Source organism: Streptomyces cynarae (assembly GCF_025642135.1).
Classification (GTDB): Bacteria; Actinomycetota; Actinomycetes; order Streptomycetales; family Streptomycetaceae; genus Streptomyces; species Streptomyces cynarae.
The window spans coordinates 6091050-6113352 of sequence record NZ_CP106793.1; the positions used below are offsets into that span (position 1 = coordinate 6091050).

The following is a 22303-nucleotide window of genomic DNA, read 5'->3' on the forward strand; positions in this document are numbered from 1 at the left end:
GCCCCCGGGGCTACCGGTCCAAGAACTCCGCCAGCACCGGTGCCAGCACCTCGGGATCCACCATGTGGGTCTGGCCCGGCAGCGTGCGGTGTGTGCCTCGGGGCGCCGCCCGGGCGATCGCCTCGGCCGCCCTGCGCAGCCACGGAGGGCTCGCATCGCCCGCGACGGCCAGGGCCGGGACCGTGAGCGAGGCCAGCCGCTCCCGGGGCACCAGCCCGTCGCCCATCACCGCGTCGTCGTAGGCGAGCGTGTGTGCGATCGCCTCCATGTCCGCCCACATGGGGGACTGGCGGGCGGTCGCGATCACCGCCTCGGCCAGGCCGGTGAGCCTCAGGAACAGCTCCACCGCGTCCCCGCGCCGCCCGGCCGCGAGCGCCTCGGTCAGATTCCGGGTGTACTCCGCGCGCTCCTCGGCGCCGCCCTCCCCGTAGTCGGCGAACGGCACCTCGTACACGGCGACGTGACGAACGGGCAGCCCGCTCGCAGCCGCCCGCAGCACGAGCGCGCCGCCCGACGAGATGCCGTAGAGCGACGCCTCGCCGCCCGCGGCCTCGATGAGCGCCGCCAGGTCCTCGACCTCGCGGTCTACGGCGTACGGCGCGGTGTCGCCGCTCGCGCCGCGGCCCCGGCGGTCGTACACGATGACGCTGAAGCGGTCCGAGAGGCGCGCGGCCAGGGGCGCCACAGTGGCGCCCGTGGACATCGCACCGCTCACGAGGACGACCGCCGGGCCCTCACCGGTGCGTTCGTAGGCGATGGGGGTGCCGTCGCGCGAGATGGTCTGCTTGTCCATGACTGTGAGACTGCCGCAGACCACGGCGCTAATCGGTCAAGACACCTCCACTTCGTAGAAGCAGAGGTGGTCCTTGATCCGGGCGACGTCCGGCTTGGGGTCCGGATACGTCCAGACGAGGTCCGGCGCGTCCGGCAGGGACCAGTACGACGCCGTCCCCTTGAAGGGGCAGACCGTGTGGGTGTCCGAGGGTGTGAGGAGGTCCCTCCGGACGTCCTCGGCGGGGATGTAGTACCGGACGGGACAGCCGGTCTCGCGCAGTACCAGGGCGCGGTCGCTGTCCGCCAGGATCTGTCCGCCGTGCACCACGCGCACGTGCCGGTCGCCCTGCTCGATGGTGATCGTGTGTCCTTCGGCCATACCTGAAAAGCGCTCGCGGGGACCCGGTTCTTCCCGCGTACGGTGGTCGGCATGAACATCTGCGTCTTCCTCTCCGCCGCCGACCTCTCCGAGACCTATACGCGGCCCGCCCGCGAGTTCGCCGAACTGGTCGGCAAGGGCGGGCACACCCTTGTGTGGGGCGGTTCCGACGTCGGGCTGATGAAGGTGGTCGCGGACGGGGTGCACGAGGCCGGCGGGCGACTGGTGGGAGTGTCCGTCGAGTTCCTCTCGCACAAGGCGAGGGCGGGCGTCGACGAAATGGTGGTCGCCAGGGACCTCGCCGAACGCAAGAAGCTGCTCCTGGAGAAGGCCGACGCGGTCGTGATCATGGTGGGTGGCACGGGGACGCTGGACGAGGCGACCGAGATCCTGGAGCTGAAGAAGCACGGACACACCGACAAGCCGGTGGTCCTGCTGAACACCGCGGGCTTCTACGACGGCCTGAAGGAGCAGTTCCGGCGCATGGAGGACGAGGGTTTCCTGCCCAGGCCCCTCGCGGACCTGGTGTTCTTCGCCGAGGAGCCGGTGGGGGCGCTGGCGTACCTGGAGGAGTCGCTGGGGATCCAGTGACGCGGTGGTGCGAGCATGGCGGACATGGCTACTCATGTGATCACCGGTGCGGGCTCCGGCATCGGCGCGGCCGTCGCCCGCCGCCTGCACGCGCGCGGGGACGAGCTCGTGCTGCACGCGCGCGACGCGGGCCGGGCGAAGGAGCTGGCGGCGGAGTTCCCCGGGGCGCGGACGCTGGTGGGCGACCTCGCGGAGCCCGACAGGCTGTCCTGGGCCCTCTCGCACCAGAGCCCGCCGGACCGGGTGGACTCCCTGCTGCACATCGCGGGCGTGGTCGACCTGGGCCGGGTGGGCGAGCTGACCCCGAAGTCCTGGCACCACCAGCTGAACGTCAACCTGATCGCACCCGCCGAGCTGACCCGCCTCTTTCTGCCGCAGCTGCGGGCCGCACGCGGCCACGTCGTGTTCGTGAACTCCGGGGCCGGCCTGAACGCCCACGCGGAATGGTCCGCGTACGCGGCCTCCAAGCACGGCCTGAAGGCCCTCGCGGACTCCCTGCGCGAGGAGGAGCATGCGAACGGCGTCCGGGTCACCTCGGTCTACCCCGGCCGCACGGCGAGCCCGATGCAGGCGAAGGTGCACCAGCAGGAGGGCAAGCAGTACGACCCGTCCCGGTGGATCGATCCCGAGTCGGTGGCGACGACGGTCTTGATGTGCCTAGATCTGCCGGGGGACGCGGAGGTCAACGACCTCACCGTGCGACCGGGGCGGTAGTGGGCGCGCAGCCCCCGGGCGGGGCTTTGCCACCGGGTGCCCGCCGGCGGAGGGCCCCGAGTCCGGTCCGGCCCGGAGGGCCTACGCTGCCGGGGTGAGTGAGAACAGCCAGTTCACGTTCGGTGCCGCCACCGGCGTAGGTTCCATGCCCGGTGGGGACGCCCGGGAGGCGGCCAAGACCGTCACCGGGAGCTTCGAGGACTTTCCGTTTCTGGCCGAGTTGCCCGCGCGGGGGCCCGGCGCGGACATGATCGGGCGGACCGCGGGGATGCTCGTCGACCTGTACGCGCGCGTGGAGCCGAGTGGCTGGCGGATCGGGGACCGGCCGGGCCGGGACACCCGGCGGGCCCGCTCCTGGCTCGGCGAGGACCTCGACGCGCTGGAGGAGTTCACCCAGGACTGCGAGGGGCCGCTGAAGGTGCAGGCGGTGGGCCCGTGGACGCTCGCCGCCGCGCTGGAGCTGAAGAACGGCGAGGCCGCCCTGTCCGACCCGGGCGCCTGCCGCGACCTCGCCGGCTCGCTCGCCGAGGGCCTGCGACTCCACCTCGACGAGGTGAACAGGCGCGTCCCCGGCGCCCGGCTCGTCCTCCAGCTCGACGAGCCGTCCCTCACCGCCGTCCTGCGCGGCCGGGTGAAGACCGCGAGCGGCTACCGCACCCACCGCGCCGTCGACCGGCAGATCGTCGAGGCCACGCTGCGCGATGTGGTCGGCGTGCACGCGGACGGCCCGGTCGTGGTGCACTCCTGCGCCCCGGACGTTCCGTTGGCGCTCCTGCGCAGGGCCGGTGCCGCCGCCGTCTCCTTCGACTTCTCCCTGCTCACCGAGCGTGACGACGAGGCGATCGGGGAAGCCGTCGAAGGGGGTACACGGCTGTTCGCCGGGGTCGTGCCGTCCACCGACGGCCCATTGTCAGACCCTGCCGGTAGCGTCATGGGTGTCAGGACGCTGTGGCGCAGGCTGGGGCTGAATCCGGGGCTTCTCGCGGACGCGGTCACGGTCACGCCGACGTGCGGGCTCGCGGGCGCCTCCCCGGACTACGCGCGCAAGGCGCTCGCCCACTGCGTCCGGGCGGCGAGATCCCTCGCGGACAACCCAGAGTAACGGGAGGACAACACGGTGGCCGGCGACAAGCAAGCGGAGACGACGGTGCCCGCCGAGGCCCGGGAGCAGCACGCGCAGCTCGCCGAGCAGATCGAGGAGCACCGCTTCCGGTACTACGTGAAGGACGCTCCCGTCATCAGCGACGCGGAGTTCGACCGGCTCCTGCGCTCCCTCGAAGCGCTAGAGGACCAGTACCCGGAGCTGCGCACCCCCGACTCGCCCACCCAGAAGGTCGCGGGGGCGTACGCGACGGAGTTCACGGCCGTCCAGCACCGCGAACGCATGCTCTCCCTGGACAACGCGTTCGACGACGAGGAGCTCGCCGCCTGGGCCGACCGCGTCGCCAAGGAGGTCGGCACCTCCGCGTACCACTTCCTGTGCGAGTTGAAGGTCGACGGCCTCGCGGTCAACCTCACTTATGAGCAGGGCCGCCTCACGCGCGCCGCCACTCGTGGCGACGGCCGAACCGGCGAGGACATCACTCCGAACGTCCGTACGATCGCGGAGATCCCGGACCGCCTCAAGGGCGACCACGTCCCCGACCTCGTGGAGATCCGCGGCGAGGTCTACTTCCCGATGGAGAAGTTCGAGGAACTCAACGCCCGACTGGTGGGGGGCGGCGACAAACCCTTCACCAACCCGCGCAACGCGGCGGCCGGTTCCCTGCGCCAGAAGGACCCGCGCATCACGGCCACCCGCCCGCTGCACATGGTGGTCCACGGCATCGGCGCCCTGAAGGGCTTCAAGGACGGCCTCACGCGCCTCTCCGAGGCGTACGACCTGCTGAAGTCCTGGGGCCTGCCCACCGCCCGGCACAACAAGGTGGTCGGCGACCTCGACGGCGTACGGCAGTTCATCGCCTACTTCGGGGAGAACCGCCACTCCGTGGAGCACGAGATCGACGGAGTCGTCGTCAAGCTCGACGAGATCCCGCTCCAGGGCCGCCTCGGCTCCACCTCGCGTGCCCCGCGCTGGGCGATCGCGTACAAGTACGCGCCGGAGGAGGTCAACACCAAGCTCATCAACATCCGCGTGGGCGTGGGCCGTACGGGCCGGGTCACGCCGTACGCGCAAGTCGAGCCGGTCACGGTGGCCGGCTCGGAGGTCGAGTTCGCCACCCTGCACAACCAGGACGTGGTCAAGGCCAAGGGCGTGCTCATCGGCGACACGGTGGTGCTGCGCAAGGCCGGTGACGTCATCCCGGAGATCCTCGGCCCGGTCGTCGACCTGCGTGACGGCACCGAGCGGGAGTTCGTGATGCCGTCCGAGTGCCCCGAGTGCGGCACACCGCTTCGGCCCATGAAGGAGGGCGACGTCGATCTACGTTGCCCGAACGCGCGTTCCTGTCCCGCTCAGTTGCGCGAGCGTCTCTTCTACCTGGCGGGCCGCAAGGCGCTGGACATCGAACACTTCGGATACGTCGCCGCCGCCGCCCTCACCCAGCCCTTGGAGCCTTCCGAGCCACCGCTGAAGGACGAGGGTGACCTGTTCGACCTCACCGTCGAACAGCTGCTGCCCATCAAGGCGTACGTCCTCGACCAGGACAGCGGCCTGCCCAAGCGCGACCCGAAGACCGGCGAGGAGAAGATCGTCACGGTCTTCGCCAACCAGCAGGGCGAGCCGAAGAAGAACGCGCTCGCGATGCTGGAGAACATCGCGGCCGCCAAGGAGCGTCCGCTCGCCCGCGTCCTCACCGGCCTGTCGATCCGTCACGTCGGCCCGGTCGCGGCGGAGGCGCTGGCCCGCGAGTTCCGGTCGATCGAACGGATCGACCAGGCGAGCGAAGAGGAGCTGGCGGCCACCGACGGGGTCGGGCCCATCATCGCCGCCTCCCTCAAGCAGTGGTTCACCGAGGACTGGCACCGCGACATCATCCGCAAGTGGAAGGCTGCGGGCGTCCGTATGGAGGAGGAGGGCTCCGGCGAGGACGAGGGACCGCGTCCGCTGGAGGGGCTCACGGTGGTCGTCACCGGAACGCTCGGGCAGTACACCCGGGACGGCGCCAAGGAGGCGCTGCAGAGTCGTGGCGCCAAAGTGACCGGTTCTGTCTCCAAGAAGACGTCCTTCGTCGTGGTGGGGGAGAATCCTGGGTCGAAGTACGACAAGGCCATGCAGCTGAAGGTCCCCGTGCTGGATGAGGACGGTTTCGCCGTCCTGTTGGAACGAGGGCCGGAAGCAGCTGCGGAAGTCGCGCTTCCGACCGGGGAGTAGCGGTTGAAGGTCACCCGTTCGGCGCATACCAGATGCATACGGGTGGCCGGGTCGCATTCGGGCAACCGTCGACGACCGCTGCCCGTGAAAGCCTTCTGCGGCCTACTGTTGAGCTGTGCGCCTGCCGTGCCCGGACGCGTGGTGGGTTTTCAGTCGCGGTGCCGTTGACGGTTCGTCGGGCAATCGGGCCGCGTGACGAGGGCACCGGCTGTGAGAGGGACGGGAATGGAACCGACCAAGAGCGCCGCCCCGGACTCACGGCTGCGCCTGCGCCGGGTGTCCGGCGCCTGGCGGGCGGGGCGCCGGATCGTGCGGCCGTCGGGACACGCCGGTACGGGCGGCCCGTGTGCCGTTCCACGGGCCCTGCCGGGGCGCCCCCGGCCCCGTCGCCGGAGTCCCGGCGGGGAGCACCCCGGGCACGACCTCGCTGCCGGCCCTGCCGCCCGGCACCGGCGCGCTCGCCGACGGCAGTTCCTCCGGGCTGCCCGGCCACGACGGGGAACGGCACATCTCGTGGCCCGCGCTGCCCGCGGTGGTCGTCGCGGCCGCCGGATTCGTCCTCGGGGCCGGCTTCTACCGCGCGTTCGGCGAAAACCACGCGCTGTTCCCGTCCGGCGCCGTCGGCTGGTCCCTGGCCCTGCTCACCGGCATCATCGTCGGCCACCTGGTCATGCTGGGCCGCTCCCGCTGGTGGGGCGGCACGGGCTCGGGCGCCGCCCTCACCCTCGCCGTCCTGCTGCTGTACGGCTGGGTGCCCGCCGTGATGGTCAGCCTCACCGTCGTCGTCCTGGTCGGCGCGGCCCGGCTGGGCCGCTGGCGGCAGGGCATACTGCACGGCGCGGTCGACCTCCTCGGCATCGGCGCCGGAGCCCTCGTACTGGCCGCCTTCGGGCGCGTCCCGACCGTCGAGACGCCCTGGGACCCGAACACCTGGACCCTCTACGCCGCCCCCCAGGTCGTCCTCGTCGCCGCCGCGTACCTCGCCGTGACCCGGCTGCTGCTGTGGTACCTGCACGCGCCGCGCACCGGCGGCCTGCCCACCGTCGCCCGCACCGCCCTGGTCCGGCACGGACTCGTCGCCGTCGCGCTGCTCGGCATCGCCCCGCTGGTCTGTGTCGTCGCCGTCGCGGTGCCGGTGCTGCTGCCGCTGTTCTCCATCCCGCTCATCGCCCTGGACTCCACCCTGTGGATAGCCCGTGCCCGCGCCGAGGAGCAGCTGCGCGACGGGCTGACGGGCCTGCCCAACCGCCAGTGGCTGCTGGAGCGCACCTGGACAGCCCTCGACGACGCCGAGCGCATCGGGGCCCGGGCCGCCCTGATGCTGATCGACCTCGACCGCTTCCGGTCCGTGAACGACACGCTCGGTCATCTCGCGGGCGACCGACTGCTGCTGCAGATAGCGGAGCGGCTGCGGCTGGCGCTGCCGCGCGGGGCCGAGGCCGCGCGGCTCGGCGGCGACGAGTTCGCGGTCTTACTGCCGGTCGCGGACTCCACGACGTCCGCGTCGAGGGCGGCCCGCAACCTGGTCGCAGCGCTCAGCTCGCCGCTCGACCTGGACGGGCTCACGCTCGTCCTGGAGGCCAGCGCGGGGGTCGCCGTCTTCCCCGACCACGCGCTGGACGCCGAGGGGCTGCTGCGGCGGGCGGACGTGGCGATGTACCAGGCGAAGCGGGACCGCACCGGGGTGGAGGTGTACGAGTCCAAGCGGGACTCGAACACTCCCGACCGGCTCGGCTTGCTCGGGGATCTGCGGCGCGCGCTGGACGCGCACGAGGTGCAGCTGCACTACCAGCCGAAGGTGCGCTTCGACGGGCAGGTCGCCGGGCTGGAGGCGCTCGTGCGGTGGGTGCATCCCGAGCGCGGGAAGGTGCCGCCGGACGAGTTCATCGCGATCGCGGAGTCGTCCGGGCTGATGCCCCACCTGACGGAGTATGTGCTGGAGACGGCGCTCGAGCAGGTGGCGCGGTGGCGGGCGCAGGGGCTCACGGTGCCGGTCGCGGTGAACGTCTCGCCGCGCGACGTCCACACGCCGGGGTTCGCCGGGTCGGTCGCGGCGCGGCTGGCGCGGCACGGGGTCCCGGCGGGGGCGCTCCAGTTGGAGATCACGGAGCACGTGCTCCTGGAGGACCCCCAGCGGGCCGCGGACACGCTGGCGGGGCTGGCCGGGCACGGCGTGAAGATGTCGCTGGACGACTTCGGTACGGGCTACTCGTCGCTCGTGCATCTGCGGCGGCTGCCGGTGAGCGAGCTGAAGATCGACCGGTCGTTCGTGGCACGGCTCGCGGTGGACGCGGAGGACGCGGAGATCGTGCGCTGCACGGTGGACCTCGCACATTCGCTGGGCCTGCTCGTCGTCGCCGAGGGCGTCGAGGACGACGAGACATGGGAGCGGCTGCGGGACCTGGGCTGCGACGCGGTGCAGGGGTGGCTGGTCGCCGCGGCCATGCCCGCGGAGGAGACGACGGCGTGGCTGCGGGCCCGTGGAGTGCGCGGGTGGCAGCGTCCCCGGGCCGCGCTGCCGGCGGCCACCGCCGACGACCCGGGGCGGCTCGGCTGACCCGACAGCCGCGTGATCAACTCGTTCCCGCGGCGAAGTGCCCGATCAGCAGGGCGAGCCGACGCTCATGGGCCCGGTCCGGCAGGCGTCCGCTGCGCATCAGCGTGACCAGGCCGTGCAGCCCGGCCCAGTACGTCTCCGCGAGCAGGCCCTGGTCGTCGCCCTCGTGCGCCACGGGTTCCACGGCCCGGAGCAGTTCGCCGAACGCCTCCTGCAGGGCCGCGGGCGCCTCCGGTGTTGCGAACGGCAGGTCCACGACGTGGGTGAACATGGCGTCGTAGAGCGCGGGCCGCCGCTGCGCGAACTCCGTGTACGCCTTCCCCACCGCTGCCAGCGCCCCGCGCGCGCCCTCGGCCGCCGTACGCGCCGCGCGCAGCTCGGCCGCCAGATCCGCGCAACCCTGCACCGCGACCGCCGCCATGATGGCGTCCTTGCCCTTGAAGTGGCTGTACAGCACGGGCTGGCTGTACTCGATCTCGGCGGCGAGCCGCCGGGTGGTGACGGCGTCCCAGCCCTCGGCCTCCGCCAGTTCCCGCGCGGCCGTCACGATCAGCCGCTCGCGTTCCGCTCGTTCGCGCTCCCGGCGCGTCTGGATCGTCATGCTCAAAAGCCTAGCAACGCTAGACAATCTGCCGATGCTCCATTAGTGTCGCTCTTGTCGCTAGCGCCGCTAGCTCATCTCGATGGGGGAGAAGAGACATGACCGTCACCGCGTACACACTGGCCGTCCTGCTCGACCTGTTCTGCGTGTTCCTCGGCTACCGCTTCTGGTTCCAGCCCGCATCCGCCGCGGCGGGCTACGGCGTCCCCGCCGACCCCCGCGGCGAAGCCGGTGCCTACCTGTCGGTCAAGGGGCTGAGGGACGGCACCTTCGGGCTGGCGGGCCTCGCGGTGCTGGCCTTCGCCGGTGCTCGTGCCGAGGCCTGGTTCATGGTCAGCGTGGCACTCGTCCCATTCCTCGACACGCTGATAGTCCTGCGCCACGGCGGCCCGAAGGCCGTGGCCTTCGGGATCCACTTCGCAACCGCCGTCGTTGTACTGATCAGTGCCGGCCTGCTCTTCGCCGTCTGATCACGCCGATACCGACACCAGGGGGTCACACATGTCGCTGTTCGTGCCGAAGTTCGAAGAGTCCGTGATCGTTCGCGAGGCCGAGGCCGAAGTCGTCGGTCGCGCGCCCACCACCATCCGTCTGCTCGCCGACAGCAGCGCGACCGGCGGCGCCCTGTCCACCCAGCGCGTCACCCTCAAGGGCGGCGCCGACGGGGCCAAGCCGCACTGGCACGACAACTCCGCCGAGATGTTCTTCCTGCTCGACGGCGCCGCGGACATCCTCTCCGGGGAGGACATCGTGACCGCCGGACCCGGCGACCTCGTCATCGTCCCGCCCGGAAAGCCGCACGCCTTCGCCGCCGTACCCGGTGCGGACGCCGACCTGCTGATCGTCATCACCCCGGGCGTCGAGCGCTTCGAGTACTTCCGTCACCTCCAGCGCATCGCCCTCGGCGAGGCCACCCCGGAGAGCCTGCTGGAGGTGCAGGACCTGTACGACAACCACTTCCTGCGCAGCGAGGCCTGGGAAGGGCGCCGAGGCTGAGGGGTGAGCGCCCTTCCCGGCGCGAGGCTGAGGGGCGGGCCCGGCAAACCGTTTCACGGCGACCGGTCCCCGCCCCATAGGATTGGGCCAAAGCACACACACTCACCCCAGAGGATCGCTGCATGCCTGGCATCACGCGCGAGGAGGTCGCCCACCTCGCCCGGCTGGCGCGTCTGGAGCTGAAGCCCGAAGAGCTCGACCACTTCGCAGGCCAGCTCGACGACATCATCGGCGCGGTCGCCCGCGTCAGCGAGGTCGCCGACCAAGACGTACCGCCGACCTCTCACCCGCTGCCGCTGACGAACGTCATGCGCCCGGACGAGGTCCGTCCGTCGCTCACCCCCGAGCAGGCGCTGTCCGGCGCCCCGGCCCAGGAGCAGCAGCGTTTCAAGGTGCCGCAGATCCTGGGGGAGGAGTAGCCCGCCATGACGGACAAGAACAGCATCATCCGGCTCACCGCCGCCGAGACGGCCGCGAAGATCGCCTCCGGCGAGCTGACCGCCGTCGAGGTCACCGAGGCCCACCTCGCCCGGATCGAGGCCGTCGACGAGAAGGTGCATGCCTTCCTGCACGTCGACCGTGAGGGCGCGCTCGCCCAGGCCCGTGCCGTCGACGAGAAGCGGGAGCGCGGCGAGAAGCTCGGCCCGCTCGCCGGTGTGCCCCTCGCGCTGAAGGACATCTTCACCACCGAGGGCATCCCGACCACCGTAGGATCCAAGATCCTCGAGGGCTGGATCCCGCCGTACGACGCGACCGTCACCAAGAAGCTCAAGGCCGCCGACGTCGTCATCATCGGCAAGACCAACATGGACGAGTTCGCCATGGGGTCGTCGACGGAGAACAGCGCGTTCGGGCCGACCGGCAACCCGTGGGACCTCACCCGTATCCCCGGCGGTTCCGGCGGTGGGTCGAGCGCCGCGCTCGCCTCCTTCCAGGCGCCCCTGGCCATCGGCACCGACACCGGCGGCTCCATCCGCCAGCCCGCGGCCGTCACCGGCACGGTCGGCGTCAAGCCGACCTACGGCGGTGTCTCCCGCTACGGCATGGTCGCCTTCTCCAGCTCCCTCGACCAGGGCGGTCCCTGCGCCCGTACGGTCCTGGACGCGGCCCTGCTGCACGAGGTCATCGCGGGCCACGACCCGCTGGACTCCACCTCCATCGACGCCCCGGTACCGCCGGTCGTCGAGGCCGCGCGCAACGGCTCCGTCGAGGGCATGCGCGTCGGTGTCGTCAAGCAGTTCCGCGGCGAGGGCTACCAGGCCGGTGTCCTCCAGCGCTTCGATGAGTCCGTCGCGCTCCTGAAGGAACTCGGCGCGGAGATCGTCGAGCTGGACTGCCCGTCCTTCGACCTGGCACTGGCCGCGTACTACCTGATCGCGCCGAGCGAGTGCTCCAGCAACCTCGCCCGCTTCGACGGCCTGCGCTACGGCCTGCGCAGCGGTGACGACGGCTCGCACTCCGCCGAGGAGGTCACCTCGCTGACCCGAGCGGAGGGCTTCGGCCCGGAGGTCAAGCGCCGCATCATGCTCGGCACCTACGCCCTGTCCAGCGGCTACTACGACGCGTACTACGGCTCGGCCCAGAAGGTCCGCACGCTCATCACCCGCGACTTCGAGAAGTCGTTCGAGAAGGTGGACGTGATCGTGTCGCCCACGACCCCCACCACCGCCTTCCCGATCGGCGAGCGCGCCGACGACCCGATGGCGATGTACCTCGCGGACCTGTGCACCATCCCGGTCAACCTGGCCGGCAACGCCGCCATGTCGCTGCCCTGCGGCCTGGCCCCCGAGGACAACCTCCCCGTCGGCCTCCAGATCATCGCCCCGGCGACGAAGGACGACCGCCTCTACAAGGTCGGCGCCGCCGTCGAGGCCGCCTTCGTGGAAAAGTGGGGGCACCCGCTTCTCGAGGAGGCTCCGTCGCTGTGAGTAAGGCACTGTCCAAGGCCAAGGGCTTCAAGAAGTCCAAGTCCGGTACGTACCTGTCCATGGCCACCACCGCGTTCGGCGCGATCAGTGTCGCGAAGCAGGTCAAGAAGGCCCGCCTCGAACACGACACGCTGCGCCTGATCGACGCCGCCGTGTCCGCCGCCGCCATCGTCACCGGCCTCGCCCTGCTCGTGCGGGAGCTGAAGCGCCTGGGCGACGACGACGTCCTGCTGGGCTGAGAGGGAAAGTTTCACCGTGACCACCATGACCGACCTGGTGTCGTACGAGGACGCGCTGGCGTCGTACGACCCCGTCATGGGCCTCGAGGTCCATGTCGAACTCGGCACCAGGACCAAGATGTTCTGCGGCTGTTCCACGGCGCTGGGCGCCGAGCCGAACACCCAGACCTGCCCCACGTGTCTCGGCCTGCCCGGCTCCCTCCCGGTCGTCAACGCGACCGGCGTGGAGTCCGCGATCAGGATCGGTCTCGCGCTGAACTGCGAGATCGCCGAGTGGTGCCGCTTCGCCCGGAAGAACTACTTCTATCCGGACATGCCGAAGAACTTCCAGACCTCCCAGTACGACGAGCCGATCGCCTTCAACGGCTACCTGGACGTGCAGCTGGAGGACGGCACCACCTTCCGCGTGGAGATCGAGCGCGCGCACATGGAGGAGGACACCGGCAAGTCGACGCACGTCGGCGGCGCCACCGGCCGCATCCACGGCGCCCAGCACTCGCTGCTGGACTACAACCGCGCAGGCATCCCGCTGATCGAGATCGTCACCAAGCCGATCGTCGGCGCCGGCGAGCGCGCGCCCGAGGTGGCGAAGGCGTACGTCCGTGAGCTGCGCGAGCTCATCCGGGCGCTCGGCGTCTCGGAGGCCCGCATGGAGATGGGCCAGATGCGCTGTGATGTGAACCTGTCGCTGATGCCCAAGGGCGCGGAGAAGTTCGGCACCCGCAGCGAGACCAAGAACGTCAACTCGCTGCGCTCCGTCGAGCGCGCCTGCCGCTACGAGATCCAGCGCCACGCCGCCGTACTGGGCAGCGGCGGCACGGTGATCCAGGAGACCCGCCACTTCCACGAGGACACCGGCACGACCACCTCGGGCCGGACCAAGGAGGAGGCCGAGGACTACCGGTACTTCCCCGAGCCGGACCTGGTGCCGGTCGCGCCCCCGCGCGAGTGGGTCGAGGAGCTGCGCACCTCGCTGCCCGAGCTGCCGCTGGTGCGCCGCAACCGGCTGCGCGAGGAGTGGGGCGTCTCCGCCACCGACATGCAGGCGATCCTCAACGCCGGTGCCCTGGACCTGATCGTCGCCACCATCGACGCGGGCGCCGACGCGGCCGCCGCGCGCAAGTGGTGGATGGGCGAACTGGCTCGCAACGCCAACGAGTCCGGCAAGGCCCTGGAGGAGCTGCCGATCACGCCGGAGCAGGTCGCGCGCGTGACCAAGCTGGTGGAGTCGGGCGACCTGAACGACAAGCTGGCCCGCCAGGTCATCGAGGGCGTCCTCGCGGGCGAGGGCGCCCCGGACGAGGTCGTCGAGAAGCGCGGTCTGAAGGTCGTCTCCGACGAGGGCGCCCTGACCGCCGCCGTCGACGAGGCCATCGCCGGCAACCCGGCCATCGCGGACAAGATCCGCGGCGGCAAGGTGGCCGCGGCCGGCGCCCTGGTCGGCGCCGTCATGAAGGCCACCCGGGGCCAGGCCGACGCGGCCCGCGTCAAGGAGCTGATCCTTCAGAAGCTCGGCGTCAGCGAGGGCTGAGAGACAGCGCGGAACGCTCCCGAGGGGCAGTGCACCGAACCTGGTGTACTGCCCCTCGTTCGCTTACAAGAACCTTATGTGGCGACAGAGTTGCTGGGATTGTCCTGTGACTTGGGTCCCATTCCCGTGAGTAACACCACGAAAGTGACAAACGATCTTTTCCGGCTGCGAAAGTGTTGTGGATTGCTCATGTGTTCTTTGCGGGCTGTTCAGTTCTCTTAGCGGCTGTCCCCGGGCAAAGATCCACGAAATACCCCAGGGAGCACGTCCGTGGCAGCCCTCGCACGTTGGTGTGTCCGCCACCGCCTCGTCACCGTCCTGCTGTGGCTGGTCGCCTTCGTCGGCGTCACCTCCGCGGCAGCCGTCACGGGCTCCGCGTACTCGAACAACTACGGCGCCCCCGGCACCGAGTCCGACCGCGCCTACCGGCTGATCCAGAAGAGTTTCCCGCACCTGAGCGGCGACAGCGACACCGTCGTCTGGCACACCACCGACGGCAGCGTGCGCGACACCGGCGTCCAGCAGGCGATGACCCGCACTCTGGACCGCATCGAGGACCTGCCGGGCGTCGCCTCCGTCACCAACCCCTACGAGGGCGACCGCGGCGACGCGATCAGCCGCGACGGCCACACCGCGTACGCGACGGTCACCTTCGCCCACGAGGCCCAGGACATCAAGAAAGGCGAGGCCCGGGCCGTGGTCGGCGCAGCCAAGGCCGCCGAGACCCGCGGGCTCCAGGTGGAGCTCGGCGGCAGCGCCGTCTCGCTCACCGAGGCGCAGGGCGGGCACCTCGCAGAGGCCATCGGCGTGGCCGTCGCCGCCGTGGTCCTGTTCCTCGCCTTCGGCTCCCTCGCCGCATCCCTGCTGCCCATCGCGACCGCGCTGATCGGTGTGGGCACCGCCTACTTCGGTATCGACCTGCTCGGGCACGTGATGACCGTCGCCGACTTCGCGCCCATGCTCGGCCTGCTGATCGGGCTCGGCGTCGGCATCGACTACGCGCTGTTCATCGTGACCAGGCACCGCCGCAGCCTCAAGCGCGGCGTCCCGGTGGCGGAGGCCGCCGTGAACGCCGTCGCCACCACCGGACGGGCCGTCGTCTTCGCGGGCGCCACCGTGTGCATCGCGCTGCTCGGCATGCTGATCCTCCGGCTCGGCTTCCTCAACGGCGTCGCGGTCGCCGCCTGCCTGACCGTGCTGCTCACCGTCGCGGCCTCGGTGACCCTGCTGCCCGCCCTGCTCTCCTTCATCGGCCCGCGCGCCCTGAGCAGGCGCGAGCGGCGCAGGCTCTACGAACACGGACCCGAACCCGAGATGCCGACCGGGCTCGCGGCCCGCTGGTCCGCGTTCGTCGAGCGCCACCCCAAGAAGCTCGGCGCCGTCGCCCTGGCCGTCATGGCGCTGCTCGCACTGCCCACGTTCTCCCTCCACCTGGGCACCTCCGACCAGGGCAACGACCCGAAGTCGTCGACCACCCGGCAGGCGTACGACCTCCTCGCCGAGGGCTTCGGCCCCGGCGTCAACGGCCCGCTCACCCTGGTCGGCAAGGTCGGCGGCGCCGAGGACAAGCTCGCCCTCGACAACCTCGACTCCACGCTCGCCGCGACCAAGGGCGTCGCCGCCGTGACGCCGGTGACGTACAACGGCAGCGGCACCACGGCGTACCTCACCGTCGTACCCGACTCCGCCCCGCAGTCCCAGCACACGAGCGACCTGGTGAAGCGGCTGCGCTCCGACGTGCTGCCGCGCGCCGAGAAGGGCACCGGCCTCGACCTGTACGTGGGCGGGGTGACGGCCGGCTACGACGACTTCGCCAACGTGATCGTCGGCAAGCTGCCGCTGTTCGTGAGCGTGGTGATCGGCCTGGGCTGCGTGCTGCTCCTGCTGGCCTTCCGGTCCTTCGGCATCCCGTTGAAGGCCGCCGCGATGAACCTCGCCGCCGTCGCCGCCGCCTTCGGCGTGGTCGTCGCGATCTTCCAGTGGGGCTGGGGGAGCGAGCTGCTGGGTCTCGGCAGCGCCGGCCCGATCGAGCCCTTCCTCCCCGTGATCATGGTCTCGGTGCTCTTCGGGCTGTCCATGGACTACCAGGTGTTCCTGGTCAGCCGCATGTACGAGGAGTGGCTGGAGACCGGCGACAACCGCCGTGCCGTGCGCATCGGCCTCGCCGAGACCAGCCGGGTGATCAACTCGGCCGCCGTCATCATGATCTCCGTCTTCCTCTCCTTCGTGCTCGGCGGCGACCGCGTGATCGCCATGTTCGGCATCGCCCTCGCCTCCGCCGTCGCCCTGGACGCCTTCGTCCTGCGCACCCTCCTCGTCCCCGCCCTGATGCACCTCCTCGGCGCCGCCAACTGGTGGCTGCCCTCCTGGCTGGAGCGCCGGCTGCCGCGGATCAGCATCGAACCGCCCGAGTGCCGTACGACGGTCCCTGGGACGCGTCCGGAGGAGGACGCCCTGGTCGACGTACTCCTGAAGGAGCGGGAACAGGATGTGCGCGATATCCCTGGGTGACGACGGAGCCGAGCTGCGGCCGCTGGAGCCGTGGCACGCGGAGGAGTTCCTCGCGCACCTCACCGCGGGCGGGAGTTCATCACCCGGCACATCCGGTTCGGGGAGAACGCCACCGACGTGGACTCCGCCCGGGAGATCCTCAAGGGGTACGCCGACAAGCGCGCCGTCGGCAACTGCGAGCTCGGCTGCCGGCTGGAGCCCGCGGCGGCCGGACGGGGCCTTGTCACCCGTGGGGCGCGGGTCCTCATCGACTGGGCGTTTGACGAGCGCGGCATGCACCGTGTGGAGTGGTACGCGTCGTCCGCCAACGAACCGAGCATCAATGTGGCGCGACGGCTCGGCATGACCCGGGAAGGGGTGCTCCGCGAGGCGTACCCGCACCGGGGCGTGCGTCAGGACATCGAGGTCTGGTCGGTGCTCGCCCCCGAGTGGAGTGCGGCACGCGCGTGTGACGACCGGGACGATCACTGAGAGACGATCGCCAACAGTCGATCACCAAGACCGATTCATTAAGAGACCTCTCAGACAGCGTCCGTACGGTGCGAGGCATGGGAACCAAGACAGTGGACGAGGCCAAGGCCGCGAGCGGCGTCGAAGCGACGAACGACGAGGAGAAGGTGGAGGCCACCAAGGCCGACGAGGCGAGCGAGGCCACCGAGGCGAGGGAGGCCCAGGCCGGGGAGGCTGCCGAGGCCATGGAGGCCACTGAGGTGTCCGAGGAGGCCGCGCCGAAGGGTCCCTCCGGCATCGGCCAGGGTGCCGGGGCGGTGGTTTCGGCCGCGCTCGGCTTCGTCTCGCTCAGCGGGAGCTGGCTCGGCACCGTGGCCGGAGCGCGCCAGCAGCTCATCGGCCAGCTGCGGACCTCGTCCCAGGCGAGCGTCGCCAAGCAGATCAAGGCGGTCTACGGAGACGCCTGGCACGCCACCGCGCTGTGGGGCGGCCTGTTCGCGCTGGCCGCGCTCATCGTGGGCGTCGTGGTGCTGGCGCGGCCGGCGTTCGGGGCGCCCGGGAAGCCGCAGGCCGCGTGGGTCAAGTCGGTCGCGTGGGGCGGTGTCGCGCTGGGTGTCATCGGCCTGTTCCTGGCCGTGCTGAAGTACACGGACATCCTGCTCGGCCTTCCGTCCGCCAGTTGAGGAGCGCGGTATGAGGGGTCTTAGGGCGTCTCCGGCACTTCCGCCGGGGCCCTAAGACCCCCTCTTCGCATCTAAGGCCCCTACCGAGCCGGAAGATGCGGAACTTTCCCGATGCGACGGACCCCCCTCGGAAACGAAGGTTGAGGCAGCGCAGAAAGCGCTGGCGCACCACAACTTCCCAGGGGGACGCACATGTTCGCGTACGAGCTGCACAAGATCCGTTCCGCCGAGCTGATCCGCGAGGCCGACGACTACCGTCTCGCCCGCACGGCCCAGCGCCGCCGCCGGCAGTCCGCCGACGACGCGGCCCGCCAGGCCCGGTCCCATAGTGCCCGCCGCGGCCGGAGCGGGTTCACCCGCGCGGCGTGAACACGCGGTCTTGCGGGGACGGCGGCACGGGCCCCGCGCTCCCGGCGCACGCCGACCCCGCCCGATCCGACGCGGCGGCCGTCCCCGAACCACCGGGGGCGGCCGCTTCGCCGTCACCGGAGCGGATAATCGGTGCCGCTCTGTCAGTGCCCCGTGACATGCTCGGGGGCGTGGAGACCAGGTCCGTCAGCCCCGTTTTCGTCGGCCGCGACGAGGAGTTGGGGGCGTTGCACGACGCGCTCGCCCGCGCCGCAGCCGGAGAGCCCCAGGCGCTGCTCGTCGGGGGCGAGGCGGGCGTCGGCAAAACCCGGCTGCTGGAGGAGTTCACGGCGGCCGCGGCCCGCCGGGACGCCGTCGTCGCGCTGGGCGGCTGCGTCGAGATCGGCGCCGACGGGCTGCCCTTCGCGCCGTTCTCCACCGCCCTGCGCGCCCTGCGCCGCCAGATGCCCGAGGAACTCGCCGAGGCCGCCGCCGGTCAGGAGGACGAGCTCGCCCGGCTGCTGCCCGAACTCGGCGAGGTCCGCCGCGGCCCACGGGACGACGAGGAGGGCATGGCCCGCCTCTTCGAGCTCACCGCCCGCCTGCTCGAGCGGATCGCCGCCCGCCGCACCGTCGTCCTCGCCCTGGAGGACCTGCACTGGGCGGACGCCTCCACCCGCCACCTGCTCGCCTACCTCCTGCGCACGCTGCGCAGCGGCCGTCTGGTCGTCGTCGCCACCTACCGCTCCGACGACATCCACCGCCGCCACCCGCTGCGCCCCCTCCTCGCCGAACTCGACCGCCTGCGCACCGTCCACCGCATCGAGCTGGGCCGGTTCAACCGCACCGAGGTCGAACGCCAGATCGCCGGCATTTTCGCCGCCGACCCCGACCCGGCCCAGGTCGACGACATCTTCGCCCGCTCCGACGGCAACGCCTTCTTCGTGGAGGAACTGGCGGTGGCCGCCCAGGACAGCTGCGGCACGGGCCTCACCGACTCCCTGCGAGACCTGCTCCTCGTCCGGGTCGAGGCGCTGCCCGAGACCGCGCAGCGGGTCGCCCGGACCGTCGCCGAGGGCGGCTCCACCGTCGAGTACCGCCTCCTCGCCGCCGTCGCCTCACTCGCCGAGGAGGACCTCATCGAGGCCCTGCGCGCCGCCGTCGGCGCCAACATCCTCCTGGCCACCCCCGACGGCGACGGCTACCGCTTCCGTCACTCCCTGGTCCGCGAGGCCGTCAGCGACGACCTGCTCCCCGGCGAGCGCTCCCGTCTCAACCGGCGCTACGCCGAGGCCCTGGAGGCCGACCCCGCACTCGTCCCCGCCGACCAGCGAGCCACCCGCCTGGCCAGCTACTGGTACCACGCGCACGACGCCGCCAAGGCCCTGCCCGCGGTCCTCGACGCCGCGGTGGAGGCCCGACGCCGGCACGCCCACTCCGAGCAACTGCGGCTGCTGGAGCGGGCGATGGAGCTGTGGGACCTCGCCCCCGAGGACGTACGGGCGGCCCTGCGGCCCGTGGACTATGCGGAGGTCTACCCTCCGTGCGGCTGCGACCCGGCGACCACACCCCTGCGCTACCTCGACCTGATGGCCGAGGCGGCCGTGGCGGGCCGGCTGTGCGGCGAGCGGGAACGCGCCCTGAAGATCACCAGACGGGCCCTGCGCCTCTTGGAGGAGGACCCCGATCCGCTGCGCGCCGCCTGGTTCTGGGTGCAGCGTTCCCGGCTCGTGCAGAACACGGGCCGCGGCGACGGATGGAAGGAACTCGCCACCGCCCAGGAGCTGGTGCGGGGACTGCCGCCCTCCGAGGTGCACGCCGAGGTGCTCGCCATGGTCGCCGGCTGGTCGATGCTGCACGAGCCCGGCCCCGACGCATTTTCGGCCGCCGAGCGCGCCGTGGAGTACGCGCGCATGGTGGGCGCCCGCGACATCGAGCTCAACGCGCGCCTCACCCTGGGCGGCCTCCTCGTCGACGCGGGTGACATCGACGCCGGGCTCGCGGAGATCTACGAGGTCAGGGAACGGGCGGCTGTCTTCGGCGAGGTCTATGTCAGGGGCCGCCTGCAGGTGAACCTGCCGTCCCACCTGGAAGGCATCGGCCGTTCCCGGGAGGCCGTGGAGGTGATGCGCGAGGGCCTGGAGATCACCCGGAAGCTGGGGCTGACGGACTCCGAGGCCTGGGTATGGGCCAACCTCGGCGAATCCCTCCACTCCCTGGGCCGCTGGGACGAGGCCGCCGAGGCAGGGATCAACTCCGAGCGTGTCGGCCAGAGCGCCAAGCCCCGCGCCTTCCGCGCCACGATCCACGCACACCTCGCCCTCTGCCGCGGCGACCTGGCCGAGGCAGGGCGGCAACTGGCCGCCGCCCGTGCGTACCTGGGCACGCACGACAGCGTGCCGCAGCAAGAGCTGAGGCTGGATCACGTCGCCATCGGGATCGCCGCCGGCGAAGGCCGCCTCATCGACGCCCGCGCCACGCTCGCCACCGTGTTGAACAGAGGCTTTCCGCTCGGCACCCAGCGCTATGGCTGGCCGCTGCTGCTCGCCGCCGCCACCGCCGAGGCCGACGCGCTCGGGCTGCCCGCCGCCGAGCCGGGCCGCGCCGAGACGCTGGAGCGGATCCGCGACACCGCGAAGACACTCGCCGCGAACGTGCCGGTGTGGCAGGCCTACGCATGCTGGGTCCGCGCCGAGCTGCTGCGTGCCGAGGGGCGTGGCACCCCGGACGTCTGGGCGGAGGCCGTGACCGCCTTCGAGGCCCTGGACCGCCCGTACGACCTGGCCCGGGTCCGGCACCGGCTCGCCGAGTCCCTGCTGGCCCCGGGCTGCGACGAGGACGCGCGCGAGCGGGCCGCCGAGCTGCTGCGGCTGGCCGGGGCGGTGGCCGACCACCTCGGTGCCCGGCCGCTCGCCGACTCGGTCGCCCTGCTCGCCCGGCGCGCCCGCCTCACCCTGAGCCGCGTCCCGGAACCGGCCGCGCTCGATCCGGCGGAGTCCCTGGGGCTGACCAACCGGGAGCGGGACGTGCTCCGCCTGGTCGCGATCGGCCGCAGCAACCGGCAGATAGCCGAGGAGCTGTTCATCTCCCCGAAGACCGCCAGCGTCCACGTGTCGAACATCCTGGCGAAGCTGGGTGTCGCGGGGCGGGGCGAGGCGGCGGCGGTGGCACACCGCCTGCGGTTGTTCCCGGCGGAGGCACCCCCTGTCCAGGCCGCGGGCTGAGGCTTACGCTGACGGGAATCCGGGCCTAGGGAGGCGCCGTGTTCAACATGTTCGAGGAACTGTTCGCGCCGGGCCGCAAACACACCCACGATGAGCAGAAGCGCCTGGAACTGACCCGGTTGGACGTCACGGACGGCGATCCGGGCCGGGGCCCGATCGACCTGGCGTCGGGCACGGTGGTCATACGCCTGCCGAAACCGGCTCCCGCCGAGCCGGAGCCCGACCAGGGCTGAACCGGCCCGCCCGGCTACGACACCACCACCTCGAGGATCCGGTCGTCGGTGGGCGACGGCTTGCCCCGGCCGTCCGTGTTGCTCGTCGTCAGCCACAGCTTGTCGCCGCCGGCCGCGACCACCGTGCGCAGACGGCCGTATGCGCCGGTGAGGAAGGCCTGCGGGGGTGCCGAGGTCTCCGTGCCCTTCAGCGGGATGCGCCACAGCCGCTCCCCGCGCAGACCCGCCATCCAGATCGACCCCTCGGCGTAGGCGATGCCGCTGGGGGAGGCCACGTCGGTGTGCCACTGGGCGATCGGGTTCTGGTACCCGGGGTCGCTCGACCTGCCCTCGGTGTCCGGCCAGCCGTAGTTGCCGCCGGGCTTGATCGCGTTCAGCTCGTCCCAGGTGTCCTGGCCGAACTCGGAGGCGTACAGCCGCTGCTTGCCGTCCCAGGCCAGACCCTGCACATTGCGGTGCCCGTACGAATACACCACCGAGTTCCCGAAGGGGTTGCCGGGGGCGGGCTCGCCCTCGGGGGTCATGCGCAGGATCTTGCCGCCCAGCGAGTTCCGGTCCTGGGCCAGACCCCGGTCGCCCGACTCGCCGGTGCCCGCGTACAGCATGCCGTCGGGGCCGAACGCGATACGGCCGCCGTTGTGGATGAAGCCCTTCGGGATGCCCTTGAACACGGTGTCCGGTGCGCCGAGCTGCTCACCGGCCGGCTTCCGCGGGTCGTACAGCATGCGGACGATGCGGTTGTCGGAGTCGGTCGTCAGGTAGGCGTAGACCAGGTGGTCCGAGGCGTGGTCCGGGGAGAGCGCGATGCCCAGCAGCCCGCCCTCGCCGTCGGCGGCGACACCGGGCACCGTGCCCAGGAGCGTTCTCCGGCCGGTCCTGTCGTCGACCCGGGTGATCGTCCCGTCGTCCCGGGAGGAGACCAGGAGCCCGCTGCCGGGCAGCGCAGCCAGGCCCCAGGGTGTCTTGAGGTGATCGGCGACCGTGCGCACCACCCGCACCGACCCCTTGGCCGGCGGTGTCTCTTCGGCGGTCCGCCCGGAGGCCGACGGCGCCGCCGAGCCGGCCGAGGAACTCTCGCCACCACTCGGTGTGCCTCCGCCGCCGGAGGAGCAGCCGACCGCCAGCAGCGCGGTCGCGGCCACCACGGCCGTCACCACTCGACGTCGCACCATCCAGCTCCCTCCGCCACGGGCCGTCCCTCCCTTACCTACGCCTCGGACACCACTGGGGT

The 22303-nt window shown here is 71.6% G+C and carries 20 protein-coding genes and 1 pseudogene; 17 read left to right on the forward strand and 4 right to left on the reverse strand.

The annotated features are described in order from the left end of the window. Positions 1–10: 10 nt before the first annotated feature. Positions 11–793 carry an alpha/beta fold hydrolase gene (locus N8I84_RS27775; protein ID WP_263232211.1) on the reverse strand — a complete coding sequence of 261 codons (783 nt, stop codon included), beginning with the start codon at positions 791–793 and terminating at the stop codon, positions 11–13. Positions 794–829: 36 nt separating this feature from the next. After that, positions 830–1153 (reverse strand): DUF427 domain-containing protein, encoded by a 324-nt coding sequence (locus N8I84_RS27780; protein ID WP_263232212.1) that lies wholly within the window; start codon positions 1151–1153, stop codon positions 830–832. Positions 1154–1204: 51 nt separating this feature from the next. Here N8I84_RS27780 and N8I84_RS27785 point away from each other — a divergent pair, with 51 nt between their 5' ends. The 5 genes from N8I84_RS27785 (at position 1205) to N8I84_RS27805 (ending at position 8328) form a co-directional block, all read left to right on the forward strand. Then, positions 1205–1744 (forward strand): LOG family protein, encoded by a 540-nt coding sequence (locus N8I84_RS27785; RefSeq protein ID WP_263232213.1) that lies wholly within the window; start codon positions 1205–1207, stop codon positions 1742–1744. Positions 1745–1759: 15 nt separating this feature from the next. Beyond that, positions 1760–2458: an SDR family oxidoreductase gene (locus tag N8I84_RS27790; RefSeq protein WP_263232214.1), complete on the forward strand. Its 699-nt coding sequence runs from the start codon at positions 1760–1762 to the stop codon at positions 2456–2458. Between the two features lie 94 nt (positions 2459–2552). Next, positions 2553–3560: a methionine synthase gene (locus N8I84_RS27795; RefSeq protein ID WP_263232215.1), complete on the forward strand. Its 1008-nt coding sequence runs from the start codon at positions 2553–2555 to the stop codon at positions 3558–3560. A gap of 15 nt (positions 3561–3575) precedes the next feature. Then, positions 3576–5771, forward strand: coding sequence for an NAD-dependent DNA ligase LigA (ligA, locus tag N8I84_RS27800; RefSeq protein WP_263232216.1), 2196 nt, complete (start codon positions 3576–3578; stop codon positions 5769–5771). Positions 5772–6198: 427 nt separating this feature from the next. Continuing rightward, positions 6199–8328, forward strand: a complete 2130-nt coding sequence (locus N8I84_RS27805) for a putative bifunctional diguanylate cyclase/phosphodiesterase (protein WP_449334054.1) — start codon at positions 6199–6201, stop codon at positions 8326–8328. 16 nt (positions 8329–8344) lie between these two features. Here the strand turns inward: N8I84_RS27805 and N8I84_RS27810 are convergent, their stop codons facing one another. Continuing rightward, complete coding sequence (locus N8I84_RS27810) at positions 8345–8929, reverse strand: TetR/AcrR family transcriptional regulator (RefSeq protein WP_263232217.1); 585 nt, start codon at positions 8927–8929, stop codon at positions 8345–8347. Between the two features lie 98 nt (positions 8930–9027). Between N8I84_RS27810 and N8I84_RS27815 the strand changes: the two genes are divergently transcribed. From N8I84_RS27815 to N8I84_RS27870, 12 genes and pseudogenes are all read left to right on the forward strand, one after another. Then, a complete protein-coding gene (locus tag N8I84_RS27815; protein WP_263232218.1) occupies positions 9028–9399 on the forward strand; it encodes a DUF4267 domain-containing protein in 372 nt (123 codons plus the stop codon). A 31-nt stretch (positions 9400–9430) separates the two neighbouring features. Then, complete coding sequence (locus tag N8I84_RS27820; RefSeq protein ID WP_263232219.1) at positions 9431–9925, forward strand: cupin domain-containing protein; 495 nt, start codon at positions 9431–9433, stop codon at positions 9923–9925. Between the two features lie 122 nt (positions 9926–10047). Further along, positions 10048–10344: an Asp-tRNA(Asn)/Glu-tRNA(Gln) amidotransferase subunit GatC gene (gene gatC, locus N8I84_RS27825; RefSeq protein WP_004925108.1), complete on the forward strand. Its 297-nt coding sequence runs from the start codon at positions 10048–10050 to the stop codon at positions 10342–10344. A gap of 6 nt (positions 10345–10350) precedes the next feature. Further along, positions 10351–11853, forward strand: coding sequence for an Asp-tRNA(Asn)/Glu-tRNA(Gln) amidotransferase subunit GatA (gene gatA, locus N8I84_RS27830; RefSeq protein ID WP_263232220.1), 1503 nt, complete (start codon positions 10351–10353; stop codon positions 11851–11853). Then, positions 11850–12092: a hypothetical protein gene (locus N8I84_RS27835; RefSeq protein WP_103838024.1), complete on the forward strand. Its 243-nt coding sequence runs from the start codon at positions 11850–11852 to the stop codon at positions 12090–12092. Before gatA ends, N8I84_RS27835 begins: the two co-directional genes overlap by 4 nt. Positions 12093–12108: 16 nt before the next feature. Further along, positions 12109–13623 carry an Asp-tRNA(Asn)/Glu-tRNA(Gln) amidotransferase subunit GatB gene (gatB, locus tag N8I84_RS27840; protein WP_263232221.1) on the forward strand — a complete coding sequence of 505 codons (1515 nt, stop codon included), beginning with the start codon at positions 12109–12111 and terminating at the stop codon, positions 13621–13623. Between the two features lie 270 nt (positions 13624–13893). Then, entirely contained in the window at positions 13894–16134 is a 2241-nt protein-coding gene (locus N8I84_RS27845) for an MMPL family transporter (protein WP_263232222.1), read from the forward strand. Beyond that, positions 16112–16605: pseudogene (locus N8I84_RS27850) on the forward strand (GNAT family N-acetyltransferase). The gene N8I84_RS27845 and the pseudogene N8I84_RS27850 overlap by 23 nt, the downstream one beginning before the upstream one ends. Positions 16606–16682: 77 nt before the next feature. After that, on the forward strand, positions 16683–17267 hold the full coding sequence (locus N8I84_RS27855; protein ID WP_263232223.1) for a hypothetical protein: 585 nt from the start codon (positions 16683–16685) through the stop codon (positions 17265–17267). Positions 17268–17459: 192 nt separating this feature from the next. Further along, the gene (locus tag N8I84_RS27860; protein ID WP_263232224.1) at positions 17460–17636 is read left to right on the forward strand and encodes a hypothetical protein; all 177 of its coding nucleotides are present in this window, start codon (positions 17460–17462) and stop codon (positions 17634–17636) included. Between the two features lie 158 nt (positions 17637–17794). Further along, positions 17795–20839 (forward strand): helix-turn-helix transcriptional regulator, encoded by a 3045-nt coding sequence (locus N8I84_RS27865; protein WP_263234911.1) that lies wholly within the window; start codon positions 17795–17797, stop codon positions 20837–20839. Between the two features lie 38 nt (positions 20840–20877). Next, positions 20878–21072 carry a DUF6191 domain-containing protein gene (locus N8I84_RS27870; protein ID WP_200422542.1) on the forward strand — a complete coding sequence of 65 codons (195 nt, stop codon included), beginning with the start codon at positions 20878–20880 and terminating at the stop codon, positions 21070–21072. Between the two features lie 14 nt (positions 21073–21086). On the opposite strand, the gene N8I84_RS27875 is transcribed toward N8I84_RS27870, so the two are convergent. Continuing rightward, the gene (locus tag N8I84_RS27875) at positions 21087–22244 is read right to left on the reverse strand and encodes a PQQ-dependent sugar dehydrogenase (RefSeq protein ID WP_263232225.1); all 1158 of its coding nucleotides are present in this window, start codon (positions 22242–22244) and stop codon (positions 21087–21089) included. Positions 22245–22303 lie beyond the last annotated feature (59 nt).

Bases quoted from the DNA above. Each gene is read 5' to 3' on its own strand.
- N8I84_RS27775 (WP_263232211.1), bottom strand. From the start codon at position 793: ATGGACAAGCAGACCATCTCGCGCGACGGCACCCCCATCGCCTACGAA.
- N8I84_RS27780 (WP_263232212.1), bottom strand. From the start codon at position 1,153: ATGGCCGAAGGACACACGATCACCATCGAGCAGGGCGACCGGCACGTG.
- N8I84_RS27785 (WP_263232213.1), top strand. From the start codon at position 1,205: ATGAACATCTGCGTCTTCCTCTCCGCCGCCGACCTCTCCGAGACCTAT.
- N8I84_RS27790 (WP_263232214.1), top strand. From the start codon at position 1,760: ATGGCGGACATGGCTACTCATGTGATCACCGGTGCGGGCTCCGGCATC.
- N8I84_RS27810 (WP_263232217.1), bottom strand. From the start codon at position 8,929: ATGACGATCCAGACGCGCCGGGAGCGCGAACGAGCGGAACGCGAGCGG.
- N8I84_RS27815 (WP_263232218.1), top strand. From the start codon at position 9,028: ATGACCGTCACCGCGTACACACTGGCCGTCCTGCTCGACCTGTTCTGC.
- N8I84_RS27820 (WP_263232219.1), top strand. From the start codon at position 9,431: ATGTCGCTGTTCGTGCCGAAGTTCGAAGAGTCCGTGATCGTTCGCGAG.
- gatC (WP_004925108.1), top strand. From the start codon at position 10,048: ATGCCTGGCATCACGCGCGAGGAGGTCGCCCACCTCGCCCGGCTGGCG.
- gatA (WP_263232220.1), top strand. From the start codon at position 10,351: ATGACGGACAAGAACAGCATCATCCGGCTCACCGCCGCCGAGACGGCC.
- N8I84_RS27855 (WP_263232223.1), top strand. From the start codon at position 16,683: ATGGGAACCAAGACAGTGGACGAGGCCAAGGCCGCGAGCGGCGTCGAA.
- N8I84_RS27860 (WP_263232224.1), top strand. From the start codon at position 17,460: ATGTTCGCGTACGAGCTGCACAAGATCCGTTCCGCCGAGCTGATCCGC.
- N8I84_RS27865 (WP_263234911.1), top strand. From the start codon at position 17,795: ATGCTCGGGGGCGTGGAGACCAGGTCCGTCAGCCCCGTTTTCGTCGGC.
- N8I84_RS27875 (WP_263232225.1), bottom strand. From the start codon at position 22,244: ATGGTGCGACGTCGAGTGGTGACGGCCGTGGTGGCCGCGACCGCGCTG.